At 59.2% G+C, this 20201-nt stretch carries 22 protein-coding genes and 1 pseudogene; 18 read left to right on the top strand and 5 right to left on the bottom strand.

From position 1 onward, the window contains the following. Positions 1-462: 462 nt before the first annotated feature. Positions 463-876: an Rrf2 family transcriptional regulator gene (locus tag BMI85_RS08355; protein ID WP_078600695.1), complete on the bottom strand. Its 414-nt coding sequence runs from the start codon at positions 874-876 to the stop codon at positions 463-465. 296 nt (positions 877-1172) lie between these two features. Here BMI85_RS08355 and BMI85_RS08350 point away from each other — a divergent pair, with 296 nt between their 5' ends. The 3 genes from BMI85_RS08350 to BMI85_RS08340 are packed head-to-tail and all read left to right on the top strand — an operon-like array spanning position 1173 to position 3614. Further along, positions 1173-1679 (top strand): SCP2 sterol-binding domain-containing protein, encoded by a 507-nt coding sequence (locus BMI85_RS08350; RefSeq protein WP_078549224.1) that lies wholly within the window; start codon positions 1173-1175, stop codon positions 1677-1679. Between the two features lie 19 nt (positions 1680-1698). Continuing rightward, positions 1699-2697, top strand: a complete 999-nt coding sequence (locus tag BMI85_RS08345; protein ID WP_078549222.1) for a peptidase U32 family protein — start codon at positions 1699-1701, stop codon at positions 2695-2697. Continuing rightward, positions 2688-3614, top strand: coding sequence for a U32 family peptidase (locus BMI85_RS08340; protein ID WP_078600693.1), 927 nt, complete (start codon positions 2688-2690; stop codon positions 3612-3614). Before BMI85_RS08345 ends, BMI85_RS08340 begins: the two co-directional genes overlap by 10 nt. 117 nt (positions 3615-3731) lie before the next feature. On the opposite strand, the gene BMI85_RS08335 is transcribed toward BMI85_RS08340, so the two are convergent. Next, positions 3732-5081 (bottom strand): hypothetical protein, encoded by a 1350-nt coding sequence (locus BMI85_RS08335; protein WP_078549217.1) that lies wholly within the window; start codon positions 5079-5081, stop codon positions 3732-3734. Positions 5082-6223: 1142 nt separating this feature from the next. Between BMI85_RS08335 and BMI85_RS08325 the strand changes: the two genes are divergently transcribed. From BMI85_RS08325 to BMI85_RS08315, 3 genes are all read left to right on the top strand, one after another. Further along, positions 6224-7189, top strand: a complete 966-nt coding sequence (locus BMI85_RS08325) for a calcium/sodium antiporter (protein WP_078549208.1) — start codon at positions 6224-6226, stop codon at positions 7187-7189. A 538-nt stretch (positions 7190-7727) separates the two neighbouring features. After that, positions 7728-8147, top strand: coding sequence for an Rrf2 family transcriptional regulator (locus BMI85_RS08320; RefSeq protein ID WP_078523320.1), 420 nt, complete (start codon positions 7728-7730; stop codon positions 8145-8147). A 12-nt stretch (positions 8148-8159) separates the two neighbouring features. Beyond that, positions 8160-8459, top strand: coding sequence for a DUF6522 family protein (locus BMI85_RS08315; RefSeq protein WP_078549204.1), 300 nt, complete (start codon positions 8160-8162; stop codon positions 8457-8459). 136 nt (positions 8460-8595) lie between these two features. Here the strand turns inward: BMI85_RS08315 and hemN are convergent, their stop codons facing one another. After that, positions 8596-9951 carry an oxygen-independent coproporphyrinogen III oxidase gene (hemN, locus tag BMI85_RS08310; protein ID WP_078549202.1) on the bottom strand — a complete coding sequence of 452 codons (1356 nt, stop codon included), beginning with the start codon at positions 9949-9951 and terminating at the stop codon, positions 8596-8598. A 250-nt stretch (positions 9952-10201) separates the two neighbouring features. Between hemN and BMI85_RS08305 the strand changes: the two genes are divergently transcribed. The 7 genes from BMI85_RS08305 (at position 10202) to BMI85_RS08280 (ending at position 14347) form a co-directional block, all read left to right on the top strand. After that, positions 10202-10756 carry a cytochrome c oxidase subunit 3 gene (locus BMI85_RS08305; protein WP_078549200.1) on the top strand — a complete coding sequence of 185 codons (555 nt, stop codon included), beginning with the start codon at positions 10202-10204 and terminating at the stop codon, positions 10754-10756. Further along, positions 10753-11022, top strand: coding sequence for a nitric oxide reductase F protein (locus BMI85_RS21540; protein ID WP_146684066.1), 270 nt, complete (start codon positions 10753-10755; stop codon positions 11020-11022). The genes BMI85_RS08305 and BMI85_RS21540 overlap by 4 nt, the downstream gene beginning before the upstream one ends. Before the next feature lie 591 nt (positions 11023-11613). Next, the gene (locus BMI85_RS08300; protein WP_240497849.1) at positions 11614-12090 is read left to right on the top strand and encodes a group III truncated hemoglobin; all 477 of its coding nucleotides are present in this window, start codon (positions 11614-11616) and stop codon (positions 12088-12090) included. Between the two features lie 15 nt (positions 12091-12105). Beyond that, entirely contained in the window at positions 12106-12591 is a 486-nt protein-coding gene (locus BMI85_RS08295) for a hemerythrin domain-containing protein (RefSeq protein ID WP_078600691.1), read from the top strand. Beyond that, positions 12584-12928 (top strand): carboxymuconolactone decarboxylase family protein, encoded by a 345-nt coding sequence (locus BMI85_RS08290; protein WP_078523315.1) that lies wholly within the window; start codon positions 12584-12586, stop codon positions 12926-12928. Before BMI85_RS08295 ends, BMI85_RS08290 begins: the two co-directional genes overlap by 8 nt. Continuing rightward, complete coding sequence (locus tag BMI85_RS08285; RefSeq protein WP_078523314.1) at positions 12928-13317, top strand: DUF488 family protein; 390 nt, start codon at positions 12928-12930, stop codon at positions 13315-13317. Before BMI85_RS08290 ends, BMI85_RS08285 begins: the two co-directional genes overlap by 1 nt. A gap of 16 nt (positions 13318-13333) precedes the next feature. Further along, complete coding sequence (locus BMI85_RS08280) at positions 13334-14347, top strand: nitronate monooxygenase (RefSeq protein ID WP_075777504.1); 1014 nt, start codon at positions 13334-13336, stop codon at positions 14345-14347. 358 nt (positions 14348-14705) lie between these two features. Here BMI85_RS08280 and BMI85_RS08275 read toward each other — a convergent pair whose 3' ends face one another. Continuing rightward, a complete protein-coding gene (locus BMI85_RS08275; RefSeq protein WP_078523313.1) occupies positions 14706-15548 on the bottom strand; it encodes a LysR family transcriptional regulator in 843 nt (280 codons plus the stop codon). A gap of 404 nt (positions 15549-15952) precedes the next feature. On the opposite strand from BMI85_RS08275, the gene BMI85_RS08270 reads away from it, so the two are divergent. Further along, positions 15953-16228, top strand: coding sequence for a hypothetical protein (locus BMI85_RS08270; RefSeq protein ID WP_078571306.1), 276 nt, complete (start codon positions 15953-15955; stop codon positions 16226-16228). A gap of 431 nt (positions 16229-16659) precedes the next feature. On the opposite strand, the pseudogene BMI85_RS08260 reads toward BMI85_RS08270, so the two are convergent. Further along, a pseudogene (locus BMI85_RS08260) lies at positions 16660-16812 on the bottom strand (transposase); the annotation flags it as partial. A gap of 168 nt (positions 16813-16980) precedes the next feature. Here BMI85_RS08260 and BMI85_RS08255 point away from each other — a divergent pair. The 4 genes from BMI85_RS08255 (at position 16981) to BMI85_RS08240 (ending at position 20106) form a co-directional block, all read left to right on the top strand. Beyond that, positions 16981-17409, top strand: coding sequence for a PACE efflux transporter (locus BMI85_RS08255; protein WP_078549189.1), 429 nt, complete (start codon positions 16981-16983; stop codon positions 17407-17409). A 2-nt stretch (positions 17410-17411) separates the two neighbouring features. Next, entirely contained in the window at positions 17412-18059 is a 648-nt protein-coding gene (locus BMI85_RS08250) for a 5-formyltetrahydrofolate cyclo-ligase (protein WP_078523308.1), read from the top strand. An 80-nt stretch (positions 18060-18139) separates the two neighbouring features. Next, positions 18140-18523 (top strand): hypothetical protein, encoded by a 384-nt coding sequence (locus BMI85_RS21120; RefSeq protein WP_078542318.1) that lies wholly within the window; start codon positions 18140-18142, stop codon positions 18521-18523. A gap of 557 nt (positions 18524-19080) precedes the next feature. Then, the gene (locus tag BMI85_RS08240; protein WP_078549184.1) at positions 19081-20106 is read left to right on the top strand and encodes a CBS domain-containing protein; all 1026 of its coding nucleotides are present in this window, start codon (positions 19081-19083) and stop codon (positions 20104-20106) included. The last annotated feature ends 95 nt before the right edge of the window (positions 20107-20201 follow it).

The raw sequence follows: 20201 nt of genomic DNA, 5'->3' as shown, positions 1-20201 counted from the left end.
TGCGGCGCTAGGCTACGATTGGGTATCTGGAATGTCAGCCGGAAAACCCGGAAACCGGGGTTGGTTCTGGAAACCAACCTGCAATGCAGTGCTCCGAATTTCGGCTGAATAGTGGAGGCGAGTACCGGAATCGAACCGGTGTACACGGATTTGCAATCCGGGAAGAAAACGTTGCTTTTCAATGGGTAAGTGTTTCAAAAAGTCACGGACAGATCGTGAACCATTCGTGAAAGTTTCAAACGCAAAATTGGCGCCACTGACGCCTTCAGAGCGGAAGAAGACGCGCCCGTGCCGTGTTCGGAGTAGCCGCATCCAGACACTTTCTATTGCGTGTCTTTAGGCAGGACGTGGTCTTTTGCTTAGCTTCGCTTGGTTTTCTAGAACTTAAATGCTCGAGCTGCGCACAGTGGTTACGAAGACGTTGCGCTTCGCCGTCCTCGCCTTAACGACCCTGACGGCCGATTACACGTTAAGTGGCGGATAGACGCATTCCGCAAGCGAACTGCGGTTGCGATCGGCAATGAAGGCGGTCTCGGCAGCGGCCCGGCTCGCCTTGAGACGGCAGTGCGGCGTCAATGTGCAGGCGGCGCTCCCGGACAGGAAACACTCGACCAGAGCCTGGTCTGCCTCGAGATAGGCGACGACGTCGCCCAGAAGGATCTCTTCAGGCCGCCGCGCGAGCACCGCACCGCCGCCGCCGCCGCGTCGCGTTTCCAGATAGACAGCAGCCGACAGTGACGAGAACACCTTTGCCAGATGATTGCGTGAAATACGGAACTCTTCCGCCAGCTCCGCGGTGGTGAACGGTCGATCAGGGGTGCTGGCCATCCCCGTGAGGACGCGTAGTCCGAAGTCGGTGAAGGAGGTGAGACGCAAATGCAGCTTCGCGATTTGGTATTTGCAATGCGCATTAAGTGAGTGTAATGCGTAATCCAAATACTAATTACCTAGAGAATCCGCAATCTAGAAAGCCTTGCCATGATTTCCGCTCGCGGAAAATCTCGACGAAAGCAGCAGCCTCGAGAACGCGGGGCTCTTTTCACGGGTCGAGGCGGCCATGCACTCGCTGGGACAAGAAACGGCAAGACGATGATCCACTCACTCCTTTCCATCATTTTCGCCCGGCCTTCCCGGCTCGGATCGCCTGCGCGCGCCACTAGAAAGCTCCAGTCATGAGCGCGGGCGACGACACACTCCCGCGCGCTGCCGACCCAGGCACGTCCGTGCTCGCTCGCCTCTCATGCTTGATCGTGCAACCCGTCCTGACCCGCGTGGTCAGGCGCGTCGCCAAACAGCATCCGTCGCTTTTCTCGCGGCTCGGTCCACATCAGGGGACCGATTTCGTAATCGATCCGGTGGAACTGCCCTTTGCCCTGCACCTGCGACCAGATCCGCAAGCGCTGGTGTTCCGGGCCGTCGCGCGCAATGCGGCGCCCGAAGCGGGAGCCACAATTCGGGGGAAGTTCATGCTGCTTCTGGAGTTGGTCGATTCCGAAGAGGATGGAGATGCCGCTTTCTTCTCCCGCGACCTGGAAGTCACGGGCGACACCGAAGCTGTCGTGCGGCTTCGCAATGCACTCGACGATGTCGATGGATCCATCGCCGAGGAAACCGCTGGAATGTTCGGCCCTGCTGGCCGCGCCATTCTGGCAAGGCTACGCCGCGCCTATCCAACGTGAAGAAAGGACCCCTCTTCCCATGAGCCTCGCCGAACTGATCTGCCCGGCCGGCACACCCGCCGCCCTGCGCACCGCCGTCGATGCCGGCGCCGATGCGGTTTACTGCGGCTTTCAGGATGCCACCAACGCACGCAACTTTCCCGGACTGAATTTCACCCCGGACGAACTGGCCGCTTCGGTCGCCTACGCGCATGACAAGGGCACCAAGGTGTTGCTCGCTTTGAACACCTACCCGCCTGCGGGCAAGGTCGATCTGTGGCGACAAGCCGCTGATACAGGCGCGCTGCTTGGGGTCGATGCTTTCATCGTCGCGGATATGGGCGTGGCAGACTATATCGCGCGCACCCATCCCGGTGTTCGTCTACACCTGTCAGTTCAGGCCGCCGCCTCCAGTCCCGAGGCGATCCGGTATTATTGCGAGAATTTCGCGGTGAAACGCGTCGTGCTGCCGCGCATCCTGACGATCCCCGAGATCCGTGAAATCCGCAAGGAAATTCCCTGTGAGATCGAGACCTTCATCTTCGGTAATCACGGGCTGATGGTCGAAGGACGGTGCAGCCTGACCAACTACCTCACCGGGCAATCGACCAACATGGACGGGGTGTGCTCTCCGGCCTCGGACGTGGAATACAAGCGCCACACGGATGGCTCTATGTCCTCGCAACTCGCGGGTTTCACTATCGACTGCTTCGGGGCAGACGAAAAGGCAGGCTACCCGACAATCTGCAAGGGGCGCTATACGGCGCCGCACCGCTCCGAGCCATATTATGCCTTCGAGGAGCCGATCAGCCTGAACCTTTCCCGGCTGCTTCCCGACCTGATCGACGCCGGTGTTCACGCTTTTAAGATCGAAGGTCGCCAGCGATCGAAGAGCTATGTCCGAGGTGTGGTGTCGGCCTTCCGGCAGGCCGTTGATGACATCCGCGCGGGTCGAGAGGCGAATATTGCCGATCTGGTCGCCCTGACCGAGGGCCAGAAACAGACCCAGGGCGCGTTCGAGACAAAGAAATGGCGGTAAACGACATGACGAAACTGACCCTGGGCCCCATCGCCTATCACTGGTCCACCCAGACGCGGCGCGACTTCTACGCTCGTGTCGCCGACGAGGCGCCGATTGACGAGGTCTATCTGGGCGAGGTCATCTGCTCGAAGCGCGCGCCGTTTCACGAGGCCGATCTGCCTGCCACGATCGAACGGCTGGAACGCGGTGGCAAGACGGTGATCCTGTCGTCGCTGGCCGAGGTGATGTTGAAACGCGAACGCAAGGCGACAGCTGATCTGGCCGCCATGGAAGCGCCAGAGATCGAGATCAATAACGCGGCGGGCCTGTTTGCACGAGGCAAGCGCCCGCACCGCATCGGTCCGTTCATGAACGCCTATAATGAGGCGACCATCGCCTGGATGGCGGGCCGGGGTGCGACGCATGTCTGCCTGCCGACCGAAATGCCTGCCCCGGCGATTGCTGCGGCCGCTGCGGCGGCGCGCGAGCTTGGGCTGGGGGTGGAAGTGCAGGTGTTTGGCCGTGCTTCGCTTGCGGTGTCCGCACGATGCTACCATGCGCGCGCCCATGGCCGGACCAAGGATAACTGCCAATTCGTGTGCGAAGAGGACGCGGACGGCATGCCCTTACGCACCACAGACGACCGCCCGATCCTTCGCGTGAACGGTATTCAGACCCAGTCGGAAAGCTACATCGGCCTGTTGCCCGAAGCTGGACAGATGATCGTAAACGGCGTCACCCATTTTCGGCTGATGCCACAGGCGGTGGATATGGTTGCGGTGGCTACGACGTTCCGCAACGTTCTGGATGGCACCCACAGCTTGATCGACGGTGAACAAGCGTTGCGCAAACTTTGCGACGGGATTTCGTTCTCCAACGGGTTCTATCACGGTCAAGCGGGGTATCAGCGCATTGCCGCTGCCGCGGCAAACTAATCGCGACAAGGGCGCGATAGCTAATTTCGGACTTTCGAGATTCAGGGACCTGGCCGTAGACCTTTGCATTTCTAAACTCGCCGCGGCGACGAAGGGAACGCTTTCTTACGCCTTGCTTTACGGTAGTGAACCGGCATCGCCGAGATCAGTTGGTTCGAGTTCTCCCGGGTCCGGCGCAGCGCGCGACTTCACTGGTTTTGGTGGAGGCGCCTGCCATGCTTTTAGATTTGCTCCCACAAGATCGTAAAACTCTGGAACGATACGCTCAATGTCTTCGATAACAGTCCTTCGGCCTCCGAAACGCTTTCCGAGCCCTTCGATCATCAATATCTCAAATCCATGGGGAACGAGGTCCAAATTGTCGGTCTGAATTAGTTCCGGTTCTTCGCGTAGGAGCGAAATGGGCTTCATGGTTGGAGGGCAACGGCCCGGCCAAAGAGCGCGAACAAAAATCCGCTCGTCATTTTGGGGAAGCATCCTCAGCAGCCAATTGAGCCGCGCCTTTGTTGACTTTCGATCAGTCGGCGCTTTGACAGTCATCGAAACTGACACGGTTTTGCGCGCAATATCTGCACAGAGGTCGATATCTGATGCGCAATCTGGAACCCGGAGCTTCGAGGTCAGCATATGCGTTTCGACGATCGAGCTTATTTGCTCCTTCAATCTTGCTGCAGGATCTTCCCGGAGTTTGCGTTCAACGATGCTGTCAACGCGTGTCCCTACATGGCTCGACATGTGTAGGCATAGGTCGCGTTCTTCGGCGATCCAACTCGCGGCAGACGCTTCAACCTCAGAAGACGATTTCTTCAGCTTTTCGTCATTCGCGACCGATTGGACGATGTCTTTCCATTGAGCTGCCATTTGTGTGAAGCGTTCAACGCCCGTAGCTGGATGAGCCAAGAAGTCATTGAGCTGCGCCAAGAGATAGGACTGTTCAGTATCATCGACAGCGTTCTGATAGCCGAGAATTTCGCAGATCGTGGCAAGCCAGGTCCAGGACCAGTGAAAAAGTGAAACCCTGCGCAGAAGTGTCTTCGGGAGATTCACAGGGGAATGATCCGCCCGCGATACAAACTGATTTGAGACAGTAATAACCGCGTCGATCCCTTGGGCCCGAGCAATCTCGACGTAACGTTGCACCTGCTCGACATCGAGATCGTTTTTGCCGATTTTCGCCTCGATCAAAGCAGACCATCGCGTGCGTCCGGTGTCGATTACAATCAATCCGTCGGGCCGGCAGTTCGCAAAATCTTTTTCCCGAAAAACTACTTCCGTGAAGGCTTGGACCTTGGTGCGTTTCCCAACGCGCACGCCGGTTGAAGCTAAGACTTCCTGCGCCAGCGCGGGGATTTGCGTCATCACAGCGAGGAATATCGAGGCCACACGTTTTTCCTTACTCGTTTCGGCAAGGACCGGGAATAAACGTGCCTCATCACCGCTTGAGAGGAAATCAGGTAATTCTTTCATCACTAGCTCTCCGAGAAATGTATTCAAAGGCTAGCAACTCGAAATCGAACCGTCTACTTTCCTGATTTTCAGGCAGTGGGCTGGCGATTGTGGGCTTTCCAAACTGTTCTAGATTAGAATTTCGGATCGAGGAGTGGCCATCCGCTGCACACGGCAGCGATGGCGACTATCTGCTGTGAGCAGCCTCTGGGTCAATAGGGGGCGGAACGCGGTCGTTCGCTGCGCTTTACACCAATGTCTGCTACGCGAAGCAACGACGAAACGGGCTATCGAGGCGAAGATGCGGCGCACCAGCCAACTGAACGACGATATGAGGGCGCATGGCGGTGGTCCTGCAACGAGGGCACCGCCAGTATTTCTAAACGCAGCGCGGCAGCCTGTTTTCAAGCGCGCGCTGCCCTCGTTCGGCGCTGTGCAAAAGTAAAGGCCATTGAGGCTGCGACACACCCAACGGCCTTTTCAACCCAACTCTCGATGAAAGGTTATATAATCAATTTAGAACAAAAACAGTCGGGAATCAATACGTCTCTGCGCTTACCTGTGCGCGGGGGCCAGCTGACCTGCCATGGGGATTTTCCTCCACCATCGATTAGAGTCCGACCCAACTTTGATCCGCTCTCCAGTGCGCTCCCCGCGCTCGAACACATCGGACGCGCCTTCGAGCAGGGCCCGTTTCAATTGATGGGTCATCGTCAGATGCACCCCGAACCGGCTCGCCAGCTCGGCCGCTGTCTCTTCACCCTTCAGGCTTCCAGCGCGACCTTTGCACTGAACTCGGTCGCGTGCTGCGTGCGATTCGACATCTCTGCCCCCCTTCTCGGCGAAGATCAGCAGACCGCAAATCGTAGCTTATTTCAGTGTCCGAATTTCGGGGCGGCTCCGACTTGTATCAACATGTCCGAGTTACGCGTTCCGAGAACCACGATTGTCGGCCCACGTTGGGAGTGTTTTCTGAAAGAGCTGACGAGGAGGCCAAGCTCAGAAATAGTCGAAAGACAGACTGCCGGTTAAAGGCACTTTGGCGGAATACCGACCGGTCCGCGCCTGAGCGTGCGGCCTCCCTATTCTTTTCCTATATCCGGCGCACTAAGTCATGCCGATGCGTCTTCTTAGGCGAGTCCAACTATTGGACAGAAATAGAAATGTTGCATGACCTCCTCCTCGTGGCTGCCGGCCTTGTTCTCCTTTTTGTCGGCGGCGAAGGGCTCGTGCGTGGCTCGGTCGCAATTGCCGAGCGCCTCGGCATATCTAAGCTTCTAATCGGTCTGATCATTGTCGGTTTCGGCACGTCGACACCGGAACTGCTTGTTTCCGTGAACGCAGCCATAGACGGCGCGCCTGAGATTGCTTTGGGTAACGTCGTAGGCTCGAACATCGCGAACATTCTGCTCATTGTCGGCGTGGCAGCAGTTATCACACCGATCCTCGGCTGGGCGCGAACAGCTGTGCGCGAGGCGCTGGTCGCAACACTTGTTTCGCTGGCGACCTACGCTCTTGCTCAGGGTGAAATCATCACTCGGATCGAAGGCATCGCAATGCTTCTCGTCCTCACGGGTTACCTCTCTTCCAGCTACTGGTTGGAAAGACGCAACCGCCGGGCAACGGCATTTCAACATGAAGCTGAGGAGTTCGAAGACATTCCGCTACCGCGACCTTGGCTTGCGCCGCTCTTGGTTATTGCTGGCATTGCCGCTCTGGTGTTCGGAGCGGACTTACTGGTCGAAGGGGCAGTAAACATCGCCCGCGAGTTCGGGGTGCCCGACGCGGTAATCGGTCTATCGCTCGTGGCCATCGGAACGTCGCTGCCCGAACTCGCCACCAGTATCGTCGCGGCGATCCGGCGCCACCCCGATGTGGTGCTCGGCAACGTTATCGGCTCGAATATCTTCAACATCCTCGCGATCCTCGGCGTCACGGTGGTGATCCAGCCGATCGAAATCAGCACGCGCTTCCGCGAGATCGATACCCCAGTCATGCTGGCGTCGTCTCTCATACTGCTGGGCTTGCTGTTCGCTACTAAGAAGATTGGTCGCGTGTGGGGTGCGCTGATGTTGGCCGCCTATGCCGCATATATGGTGCTCTTGTTTTCCAACGGTATTGCCAGCTAGCTTTTCTAACAGCGGGGCGTTCGTTCATCCAAGGCATTGGAACAGAGAGCGCCCGGTCAACGGCCGCGCTTCAAGGCGACGACGACGGTGCTCGACGTGAGCGAGACATTGCGTCTCTTCGTCAGCTTCTAGACGGTCGAGGCGGAGGACGACGTCTGCGATCCAGACCTCGCCAGACTGGCCGCGCGGCTCGCCCTGCTGCATTTCGAGCGCGCCCTCGACACCGGCGTCCCGGCCCCACTCACGGTGCTCGGCGACCGCGAGCGCGCCGTCTGCCTCGCCATCCCCTCTGATCGCAAATCCGAGGCAATCGCGGCCGAGCTCGGCATCGCCCCCTCCAGCGTGATCACCTGCCGCAAGCGCGCCGATGGCAAGCTGGACATCTCCTGCCGCGCAGGCTTGTTCGCAATTCGCGCGGGTTAGAACTACGGAACCGAGGATCGCGCCTCAATATGACCGACCTAACGCGAAGATCATTGCGTGATCGTGGCTAAATCTATAACAAGCATTTCTGATGCTTGTTTGTTGGAGGCACCATATGCGCCTGACCAGTTTCACAGATTTCGGACTCCGAGCGCTGATGCGGATGGCCAGCGCGCCGGAGCGTGCCTTCTCGACAGCCGAGATCGCCGAAGAGTTCGGTATCTCTCGCCACCACCTGAATAAAGTCATTCAGCGCCTGGCCCGGCACGGCTTCGTGACCACGCGGCGCGGGACCGGTGGCGGCGCAATGCTCGGCCGTCCCGCCCACGAGATCGTTCTGGGAGACCTCGTGCGGCTTCTCGAGCAGGACCAGGCCATTGTCGAATGTTTCTCTCCTGACGGCGCGTGCTGCATTACCCCCGTCTGCGGCCTGAAGGGCAGACTCCGCGCCGCAGAGACCGCGTTTTTGGCAGAACTCGATCGTTCGACGCTGGCAGACATCGCCTTGCCGGCCACTGTTCCATCTGCGGTCTGAAAGGAGATAGCGATGCGTAACGTGTCTTTCACCACTGACGGTTTCACGGTCGACGCAGAACTCGTTGGACGCGTCTTCGGCCTCCCACCAGCCGATGTTCTCGCGAAACTCCGCGACGGCGAGGTCACAAGCAGATGCGAGGCCGGTGTCGACGACGACGCCGGCCGATGGCGGCTGACCTTCTACTTTGGCGGTCGCGCTCTACGCCTCGTTGTCGATGAGAACGGCACGATCCTGTCACGCGGCACCTTTCCCTCACACGCACCCGTTGCGGCTCCGCGCGACCTCGAGACGACACATTCGAAGTCCTGACCAGCAATTTCCCGCGGGAAAGAAGCACGACGATCTGCCCCTCCCTCCCCCGCAAGCTCCGCTTCTTGTTGCCGGCGGCGAGTTGTCTAGCGTGACACCTTGCTGAAGGCGCGCTCCGCCATGAGACGCGCCTTGTTCAGGACGCGCGCGAATAGCGTATCCCTTCGGGCACATGCTGATCGAGAACCGAAGCGATCATCCGTGTTAACGGTCGACCTTCCGGTGCAATGCTGATGCGCTTTCCCGTCAGTCTTGCGAATGGCGCGAAGCGCGTGGCCATTTCCGTCAGGCAAGGCAGCAGCTTCTGGGCATTGGTGCCGAACTCCTGGCTCAAATCGTCAAGATCCACTGCGAACCGACACATCAACTCCTCGATCGCCCGAGCGCGCAGCTGGTCTTCGGGGCTTAACTGGTAGCCACGAGCGCCCGGAAAAACACCGGTTGCAATCCGCTGCTGATAAGCTGCGGTCGCGGGCGCATTCTGGACATAACCTTCCGAAAAGCGCGAAATCGACGATGCCCCGAGCCCTATGAGAGTGCTGCATGTGTCGGTCGTGTATCCTTGGAAATTGCGACGCAGCCGTCCGGCCTCGAGCGCCGCCGTCAGAGTGTCGCCGGGGCGCGCGAAATGGTCGATGCCGATAGCTGTGAGCCCGGCTGCAACAAACAGTTCTCCGGCGCGGGTGGCGAGGTGGTAGCGCGCCAAATCGTCCGGCAGCGCCTCTTCGTCGATCAGCTTTTGCCGTTTTGAAACCCAAGGCACATGCGCGTAACCAAAGAGCGCAACGCGGTCCGGCGTAAAGGTGAGAACCTTTTCGATCGTGTCTTCGATGCGCGCGAGGCTCTGGTGCGGGAGGCCATAGACCAGATCGGTGTTGAGAGAGGCGATGCCGGCTGCACGCAAGTCTTCGACGCACGCGCGTGTGGTTTCGAACGGTTGCAGGCGACCGATGGCTTTTTGGACTTCGGGATCGAAATCCTGAATGCCGATCGACGCGCGGTTCATGCCTTCGGAGGCGAGAGCTTCGATCTTCGCGCGATCGACCATGGTCGGGTCGATCTCCACCGAGAACTCGAACTCCTGGGCTGGTGGAAACACACGGCGTATCGATGCCGAGAGACGATGAATCAATTCCGGCGGCAGGATGGTAGGCGTTCCGCCACCCCAGTGAAGGCGGCCCATTTTCAGGCCGTTCGGTATGATGGCGCGCACCATATCGAGCTCTGCCTCGAGCGCCTCGATATAGCTTTCCACCGGGCCAAGGGTTTTCGTGCCTTGTGTGTGACAGGCGCAGAACCAGCATAGCCGCTCGCAAAATGGGATGTGCATGTAGACTGACACAGGCTCGCTCGGGTCCAACCGTTCGAGCGCATGGCGTTGAAAGGACGCGCCTGTGTCGGGCGCAAAGGCCGCCGCAGTTGGGTAGGACGTGTAACGCGGCACGCGCGCATCGAAGAGGCCAAGCGCCCGAAGTGTTTCTGTGTGTTCCATGCCCTCTTATCAGACAGACAGAATCGGGCTTCTTTGCTGTGGCTCAAACTAAATGTGCGACGACGCAGCCGGTGACCGCACAGGTCCCCTCGTTCGACCGTGAAAGTGACAGAAGGGCATCGAGTCGCCTTGTGTGCGCCAATTGGTATTTACAATGCGCATTAAAATAGTGCAGTGAGAGATCATGGCGACGAAGGTTGAAGCCGATTGAGTCGTGACGGGCCGAAGGCTCTTGCAAAGGTCTTGTTGAATGACGGATCAAACCCGAACTGCATTGGACGATTTGCCCGGCGATCTTTTGATGTGGGTTCTCATTATCAGCGAATTGCTGGTTTTCGGTGCGGGGTTGATCGTTTTCTTTTCGGTGCGGATCACTGATCCGACGGGCTTTGCCGAAGCGCAGAATGCGCTGAACCGGACTGCCGCTGCGACGAACACGATCATCTTGCTGACGAGCGGCTTTTTCGCTGCCCTGGCACTGAATCTGAGGCAATCGCGCAGGCGTGGCGGCGCACGCGTTTCTCTTGTGTGTGCCGCTTTGCTCGGCGCGGCATTTCTCGGGATCAAGGGCGCCGAATTCGCGTCCAAGGCCGCGCAAGGCATTGTCTGGGACACGCATCCTTTCTTCAATTTCTATTTCCTGCTGACCGGATTTCACGCCGCGCATGTCGCAGCCGGCGTCATCCTGTTGCTGCTGGTGGCGTGGCGCGATCATGTGGGAAATATCGAGGATGCGACCGCGTTCTGGCACATGGTCGATCTGATCTGGGTGTTGCTCTTTCCAGTGGTCTATCTCCTGCAATGACACGCCGGTCCCTCTATATCGCCCTCGGCACGCTTGTTCTCCTCACCCTTGGCTCGTCCTTGCTTTCATTCTCGGGGGTCTGGGCCAAGTGGCCAGGGGCGGCAGCGGTGGTCGTGATGGCACTTGCCTGGCAAAAGGCGCGGATCATCCTCGGAAAATATCTGGGATTGGTGCAGGCGCCCGCTTGGCAGCGCGGCTTCGATGTGGCGCTGACAGGCGTGTGCCTCCTGTTGCTGGTGCTCTATCTCGCGCCACTGGGGCTATAGGGAACCCGCTGGTCTGTTCGGTAACGACCATCGAACCTGCATTTGCAACGCTCGCCTGATGCGCTCTGCTCCTCGAACAACCTGATGTGAGCCGGTCCGAATGGACAACCCCCGTTGCGCGAATTTCGCGACGAGAGGTGCGGGCATCAGGCCGTCGCTGCCATGGCGATCCGACGATACCCAGCTTCGCCGTGATAGAAGCCGTTACTTAGTCCGACCTCCCCGCATAGGGTGGCAAGGCGCGCAAGTAATTCAAATGTTCATTGTGAGCCGCGACAATTCGCCCCACCTCTTCCGCCGATAACGGCCTGCGCGTGTTGATGCGCCACGCAGGAAGCCCAGACCAAACCTTCGCCAGGGACGAGGTGCTGAAGGGTTTCGTGTCTTCTGGCTACGGTCCGAAAACGTAACCCCTGCACCCTCTTGAGCATCAAGGATTCAGCCGAGGGCGTGCGGTCGGGAAGACCAGATTCGCGGACGCTTGCCATCCGGCTCGAAATGCTCCGCCCGTAATTTGCGAGAATGCGAAGTTCATGGGCATCCTACACTCACCGCAATAGGTATTTACAATGCTTATTTTGTGGAGATAGCATGAGCCTCAAGTTCAAATTCTCGGGGGATCCCATGTCACCTGCTGATCGACAGATCATATCCGCGCGCCCCGAAACGACCGCTGCGATCATGGCGCAAACGGGTTTGGACGAGGATAAACTGACCCAGTTGGTGCATCGTTTCTACGACAAGGTGCGTGCTGATGCGGTTCTCGGGCCGATCTTCGCCTCCAGGATTTCCGACTGGGCGCCGCATTTGCAGCGGATGGTGGAGTTCTGGTCTTCGGTCGCACTCATGACCGGTCGTTTTCACGGCGCCCCGATGCAGGTCCATGCGTCCTTGCCAGTGGAATGGGATCATTTCGAACGGTGGCTGATGCTGTTCCGCGAGACCGCAACCGAGACCTGTCCCCCCGAGGGGGCCGCCCATCTCATCGAACGCGCCGAGCGGATCGCGCGCTCGCTGCATATGGCGGTCGAGAACGCCACGCCCCGAACCGTCCCCTCTTTGCTCTGACCAAAGGATACCAACATGACGAGACCGCTACCCCCGCAAGATTCCGCCAACCTCACCCGCTACATCGAGGCAGAGTATCACGCCAAGCATCGCACTCAATTGCTTGAACTGGCGGCGCTCTCGGAAAAGGTGGAAACCGTCCATGCCGGGCAAGCAGATGTCCCTGCAGGGCTGTCCGCGCTACTGCACCGGATGATCGGCGAGCTCGAAGTCCACATGAAGAAGGAGGAGCTGGTTTTGTTTCCCGCCATTCGCAACGCGGCACCGAGGCTGGACGGGCCGATCGCTGCGATGCGCGCGGATCACGACGACCATGAGGCGGAGGTCGGACAGATCCGGCAATTGACAAACGATCTCACATTGCCGGACGGTGCATGCCAAAGCTGGACGCGGCTCTATGCCGGGGTCGGTGAATTTCTTGAAGACCTGGCAGCCCATATTCGGCTGGAAAACGACGTGTTATTCCCGCAATTCGAAACCCAAGGCGCAGGCCATGTCTGAGATGTATCTTCCCAACCCAACTAAGGATCTCTTCGAGCGGCGTCATGCCTTGGCGCCGAAGACCGAGGACGCCTTCCGCGCATTTTCGAAAGCGGTGTTCACTGAAGGGGCGCTCGATGCGCGCAGCAAGCAGCTTATCGCCGTGGCCGTCGCGCACGTAACGCAGTGCCCATGGTGCATCGAGAGCCATGTCAAAGCCGCCCGGCGTGCGGGCGCCTCGGACGAACAGGTCATGGAAGCGATTTGGGTCGCCGCGGAAATGCGCGCCGGCGCCTCTTGGACCCATGCTCTGAAAGCAGTTGAGATGATCGGCGACACGGACAAGCCGGACAGCTGATGCCGTCAGCAAGCCCCCCCACCTCCGAAGCTCCTGGCGAGCTTATCCGCGTCAAGCGGATCTATCGCGCGGCACGCGTGTCAGATGGCAAGCGGATATTGGTCGATCGTCTCTGGCCGCGCGGCATGGCGAAGGACCGCGCCAGACTGTTTCACTGGTGCAAGGAGATCGCGCCGAGCGACGAATTGCGGCGCTGGTTCCACGAGCACCCTGATAGGTGGCAGGAGTTCACCACGCGTTATGAGGCGGAACTTGCCGCTCATGACGATTTGGTCCGCGAGCTCGCCGGATATGCACGCGAGAACGTCGTTACGCTACTTTATGCTTCAAAGGACGAGGCACATAATAACGCCGTCGTGTTACGCGATTACCTGCGCCAATGGTTATAGAACGGGAGGAGCAAGCATGACGGACCAGCCAATAAACCCGCTGCACACACCGCTTTGCGACCTGCTGGGGTGCGCCCAGCCAGTTCTGCTGGCCGGGATGGGCGGCGTTTCCCGCTGGGAACTGGCCGCCGCCGTGGCCAATGCGGGCGGTTACGGGATTTTGGGCATGGTGCGCGAAGACCCAGCCCTGATCGCCGCAGAGGTTACTGCGCTGCGGGACGCGACTGACCGACCTTTTGCCGTCAACTTGATCCCCGCGGCGACCGAACCAGCGCTGCTCGATGCGCAGATCGCCTGCTGTCTCGATCTTGGCGTGCCGGCCTTCAGCTTTTTCTGGGACGTGATGCCTGACGTGGTGGCCCGCGTGAAACGTGCCGGTTGCCTTGTTCTGCATCAGGTCGGCACGGTCGAGGCCGCGCGGATCGCCGAAGAGGCCGGAGCGGATGTGATCATCGCGCAGGGCGTCGAGGCGGGCGGTCACGTGCATGGACGACACCCGGCTTTCGGGCTGGCCGAGCAAATCCTTGCGCAGACCGACCTGCCGGTCGTCGTCTCCGGAGGGATCGCAACGGGCGAGGGCCTCGCCGCCGCGTTGACCATCGGCGCCGATGGCGTGCAATGCGGCACGGCCTTTCTGGCGACCGAGGAATCCTTCGCTCATCCCTATCACAAATCCCGAATCACGGAGGCCACCGGCGACCACACGGTTCTGACCGATGTTTTCGTTCTGAATTGGCCCAAGGGCGCTGCGGTGCGGGTGATCGCCAATAGCGTGACCGAGAGCTTGGACGGACATTACCTCGGCCACGACCCTGACAGTCTTCCGCGCGAGGCCATCGCCCGCGACGGCGAGCAGCCGCGCCTGCGCTTCAGCACGGATTCGCCGCTGCGAACCACGACCGGCGACTTGGAGGCGATGGCACTCTATGCGGGTCAGGGTGTGGGTGCGCTCAACGATGTCCCCACGGCCGCTGCACGTCTGGACGGCATGGTCGCGCAGGCCCGTCATCTCCTGGAACACCCGTTTTGACGTGCTTTTAAGTCGAAGCCGTGAACGACGAATTCAAGAGCTCAGCTGCCAAGGTTGCTTTTGCTCACCACCTCGCTTTGCGCGCCGGTCAGAGAACTGGCGCGACTGCTTCCCGCGTGGATGGTCGTCTAACGATCAGTTATGGACCCTCGGTCGCGGCATGAAGCCTCTGACAGACATACTCGGTTCGATCGACCAAAGGGCGGACGAAACCTTGCCGGAAGGAGTTTTTTCGATCCCGCGAAAGCACTACGCAGCGAGCCCGAACGCGAGGTGACCGATCGGGAATGTTCCAGCAGGATACCGAACGCGAGCGACAGGCCGCTGGGAAAGGACAAGAGCGGAAATTGATCGCAGATCAAGGCGCCACAAGGCCAACCATCAAACTCTGGACCATCGGATCAACAAGCGCTTTGTTGCGATCCTCGCGGATCACGATCCACGCCGGCAATTCGAACACTGGCGCACCGGGCACCGGGAACAGGGCGCCGCTATCGATCTGGTGTTCGACCAGACGCCGGGGAAAATAGCCGCTGCCGCCATTGAGCTTGAGATATTGAAGGCCGAGCCAGGCGATGTTGGCCGAGAGTGCAGGACCGGGAAACTCCGGAAAGCCAGCGCGGAACTGATTGTCGAATTCCGGGCCCCACTCGACATGGATATAGCCGTCAGGCTGCATGCTAGCGGTCGGTTCGGTAGAGACGAGCACCAGCTGTTCAGTAAGCAATGGCAGGAGCTCGAGCATCGGACGGCGCTGCGGGGTGAACATGACTCCGATATCCATCCGCCCGTCGACCAGCGCCTGCATCAGTTCAGGCTCGAAGCCGATTTCGGAATGAAACGAAACTCGGGGATGGGTCCGCTGGATATTGGCGAACCATTTCATCATCAGCCCTTCCCACAGGCCGAAGCGCGCACCGATGACGACACGCGCGCGGAATTGTCCAGGAAGGCCGACGTCGTGCCGCGCGCGTTCGAGGGCTCGCACCATCTGCGCTGCATGCTTCAGGAACCGGCCACCGCCCGCAGTCAGCGCCGCGCCGGCCTTGTTGCGAGTGAAAAGCCTGGTGCCCAACTGATCTTCGAGTGCTCGGATACGAGCGCTCACGGTTGACTGGGTGACGTGAAGCCTTTCGGCGGCCGCTACGAAGCTGCCGGTATCGGCGACGGCAAGGAAAGTTCGGGCATGTTCGATGTTCATGGATCCCCCATGTATCGCATTTGCGAATATCATATCGCATTTATATTTGCTTTCCCAATATTATGAATCGCGCAATACTTGAAGTCCGCGCTTCCCGCGGACGACCGGAAGATGACCGGCATATGGATTAAACGAGCTTACCGGGCCGCAGGGTTTCCGGCAGTCAACAGCGTCTCTTGGATCGCGTCTGGCCGCAAAGCGTGGCGTGGGAGAAGCTGCCGGGGTCAGAAGCTCCGAAAACCGCGGAGCCTGGAACTCCGCCGCAGGCTCCGACACGCCGCGGGCCGGTGGGCAACCTCGAAGCCGCGCATTGGGCAGAATTCGGCGCCCGCCCGACCCGCGCTATAGATCTATGCGACTGACGTTGCGCTGAAAGAGTATCTCGAAAGGAGGTTCGCAAGGCCATGAGAAACAGCGATTTGAACGGAGCGAACAGCGTGACGGGGAACGATCCCGCCGCGCCGAAGGAGGAGAGCTATGACGAGCGAAGGCCGTGCCCGACCCCGGGAGAATGTCGGCTCATGGCTGGGCTCGGGCTTTCGTTGGCCGGCATCACCCTCATCACCTTCGGCGACACGGGCATTGCGGGGCCATGGGCGCACAGCGTTGGGGTCAGCGCGCTGACCACCGGCCTGCTGCTGTGGGGAGCGGGTGCCATTCGACGCACGCTCGAACTGTGAGGCCGGCTCCCACTCGAGGCACCGCGCACATCGTCCGCTGTGCTGACCGCATCAGCAAACAGCCGTTTGAGAGATCCCAGCGTGATGGAAGACAACGATGGCCGCGGCATCGGGATGCTCTCGTCTCCGCACTCATTCGCGGTGGAGTTCGCAGTGGATTAGCTCGGCCCGCCGATGGTTAGTCGCGAATAGCCGCGTGCGTCGCGGCGCGTCGACCGAAGATCATGACAACGAAACAGTGGACCAGAGGGACATTGAAAATGGAATGAGTTTCGAAATGGTGATCGGTTGGCTTTTCGGCCTTCTTATTCTGGTGTTGGTGGTTTTGACCATAGCAGCGCTGATCAAGTGTCTACAGAAATAGCGAAAGAAGAGGCCAGTAGCCCCCAAATCAGCATCGGCACGGTCTCGGCACAGGGCAGCACGGTCTAGGTCTTGATCCGGCGGCGGAATTCCTCGTTCAGGCGTTTGATGGCGTTTGCGGTCTTGGCCGATTTCCATTGCGACGGGTCGAGCCTGCTGAAGGTGAAGAGGCGCTCGCCAGCTTCCTTGAGGCTGTCCTCCGCTGCCCTGCACTTGAGTTGCACAAGATCGGCGGGCCGCACCGAGAGGTTGGACATCGTGACCGCGCGACGTGCGCCCATGCTTGAAAAGCGGACGCACGGGTCCCACCATAAGGCTTCCCGGGGATGACCTCGCCCAATCACAAGCTCTGCACGCTGGACCGCCTGACCCACGATTGAACATTTTCCATGCGCAGCACCCCAGACCGTATCCGCCAAGCCGTGAGCTTTGAAATCATCGGCCTCCTCATCGTAACGCCGCTTTTCGCCTGGGCTTTCGATCATCCGATGGAGGAAATGGGCGTGCTGGTCGTGCTTGGCGCAACAGCGGCTACTGCCTGGAACTATCTTTTCAACCTGGCCTTCGATCATCTCCTGCTCTGGCGTCGTGGCGATGTCCGTAAGACTATGCCAATTCGGATCTCTCACGCGGTGCTTTTCGAGGTGACGCTGCTTACCCTGCTTCTGCCGGTTTTCGCATGGTGGCTCGACGCTTTCCTGCTGACCATTGTCGTGATGGAACTGTCCTTTGCAGGCTTCTACCTCGTCTACGCCTTCGTTTTCACTTGGGGATACGATACGATCTTTCCGCCTCAGAAACGTAAGCGGATGGCATAGATATGGATGACGATGCTACCGGAGGAGCCCCCGCCTGCTTTGCCCATCTTCTGGTCGATGGGCACCTGGTCGATCCCGAGGCGGCACGCGATGTGGCGCGATTCAGACGGGCGGAGCGCGCTCGGCTTGTGGCCGCGCGGGCCTTGTCCGCAGAAGATCGAGAGCGCGCGACCGTCCGGCTGATTGACGGTCTCGACCGGACAGTTCCTCTCGATGCCCGCCTCACCGTGGCTGTTTATTGGCCGATCCGGGGCGAACCGGATCTGCGGGGCTGGATGGGCAAGGCACATGAGGCCGGGGCCGAAGTCCTGTTGCCCGTCGTCATCGAACGAGATGCGCCGCTCGAATTCCATACGTGGACCCCGGATTGCCGCATGGTGCGCGGCGTCTGGAACATCCCCGTGCCAGCCGCAGGCGAACCTCGCACGCCCGACCTCGTGATCGTCCCCCTTGTCGGTGTCGACACGACGCTTCATCGCCTCGGAAACGGGGGAGGCTATTACGACCGCACGCTCGCCCGTTTTGATAAGAAGCCGCGGATCGTTGGTATCGGCTTTTCAAACTGCGTCTTGCCCACCATCTACCCGATGCCTTGGGATGTGCCGATGGACGAAATTATTCTGTCGGATGGCACCCATTTGACGAGATAGTGCAGAGAGGAACTGTGTCGCTGCCTCGTCACGCTTCTATGTAAAGGTATCCGCCCAAGTTCAGCGCCAATGGTTGGCCGATGTTTTACTTCTTGAACCAGGCGGGGGTGACGAAGGCTCAAGCGATTGAAGCATTGAATGGAACCGTAGCAGTCTACGCGAATAGCAAAGCCAACGCCTTAGAGCGATTGAGAGGCCAACGAAGCGCGCTCAACGCTGCTGGAGGGCAAGCTGTGCCAATCCTCGCAAAGATGATCGACGGGGATTTTGCTGGTCTTTTTGAAGAGGAGGATGATCGCGCGATAGCCAGAGCCATTCAGGCGCTACCGGACGGGTTCGACAATTTTGAACCGGTGTATGACCTTCTTCTCAACCTGTTTGATAGCGCCGGAACTGATAGCGCGAAAAAGGGCGGTGTCTTTAGAGCCTTAGCACCTCTAGACGAGTTGGCGTTTTTGCCGTGAATCGCCGATGAATGAGCCACCTCCCCCGAGAAGGAAAGTTAGCAGGCAGCTGGACGGCTCCCAATAACCACAATCAGACCTGACCCATTCCCGCCGCTTTACGCCCAATCAGCTAACTCCGGCGGGCTTACTGGCAATAAGCTGGCCGGCTGAACTGGCCGCTGTGGGGCCTTCGCCTGCCGGACAATGCTGGACGTCGCCGCCAAATGCTGGTTCGGAGGCATTGCGCGGCAGCAATGGCTGTCGCGCGAATGTCCACAAAAGGCCGAAACCGACGAGCCAGGTTGTTCGGGGCGGGGAGCGGTCATTCGCGGCGCAGGGATCAAGGCCCGCAATGTGCAGAAAGAAAGCTTCTGCATAGCCAGGGCCGTCAGCAATAGGGTAGGGGTGCGGCCGGTCCCTAGCTGTCATTCTTTCTTTTGGATTTAATCAAGCCGTGGCATAAATTACCGCAATGGAATATCGAGGCCTCCGCCTCGTCCTCCACGTATGGGACTGCATAGAAGCGTCCGGGCAATTCACCGCGATCGGAACGGGATGATCGGAGGGGCACCAAATTGAACAAGGAGTTCGAAGAGGTCAAAGCCGACATCGGCGAAGGAAAGGAAGCTTCGACGACGGTCCGAGAGTTGCTTCGCTGGTTCGGTGCCCGCAGGCGCCGCACCGGCGTCGTCAAGAGAATACAAACCGAGTTGGATAATGCGGGTATCATAACCAGCCCAGATTTCACTAAGGTCTGGATTGACGCAGAAATAACGTTCAAGAAAGCGCCGGTTGCAGCGGCTGCTACCAAATCTACCGGTAGCGACCAAGGCGAGGATGGTGCAGCCTATGCCCCAAAAGAGGCAAACTTCCTCATCAGCATGCTCAAGGCGGCCAACTGCGGTGTGGTTTCGGTCAACCCGCAGGATACCGTCGAGAAGGCGATTACCCTGATGCTGGCGCACGATTTCTCGCAGCTGGCGGTCATGTCGAACGAGCACACGCTGAACGGTGCGATTAGCTGGAAGACGATCGGCAAGCGCTTGAGCCACGAGAATAATCTCGTCGAAGTGAGAGACGCCATGGAGACGGCCGTCGCTCTGGAAGAAAGCGAAGCGCTGTTCAAAGCTACGAAATTGATCATCGAGCACGAATTCGTCTTCGTCCGATCCTCAACCGACAAGAAGGTTACTGGCATCGTCACCGCGACAGATCTGAGCGAGCAATTTCAGTTTCTATCAGAGCCATTTCTCCTCATCGGACAGATTGAGAACCAGATCCGAAAACTGATGAATGGAAAGTTCACTACCCAGACTTTGCAGGAGGTCTGTGGCGACACGGACTCGGCGAGAAGGGAGCGAATTCAATCTGTCGTAGACCTAACGTTTGGTGAGTATCTTCGGATAATTCAGAAGCCAGAGAACTGGAAACTGCTCGACCTTCGCGTAGACAGGGGCGTATTTTGCGCTGAGCTGGATAAGGTCCGCGAAATCCGAAACGACGTGATGCACTTCGATCCGGACGGGATCGACGAAGAGCAATACGATCAGTTGAGACGGTTCTCAGGGCTGATGGACGAACTGGATGCCTTAGCGCAATAGATATAGGCATCCACCCGGATGTGCGCGGAACTGACCCATCGCGCGTCGCCAGGGCCGATGGACGATCCGTGATAGCGCTGCGGTGGCCTGCGAGC

Origin of the sequence: Thioclava sp. DLFJ4-1 (genome assembly GCF_002020145.1) — a bacterium.
Taxonomy (GTDB): Bacteria; Pseudomonadota; Alphaproteobacteria; order Rhodobacterales; family Rhodobacteraceae; genus Thioclava; species Thioclava sediminum.
This window is presented reverse-complemented; position numbering and strand designations above follow the sequence as displayed.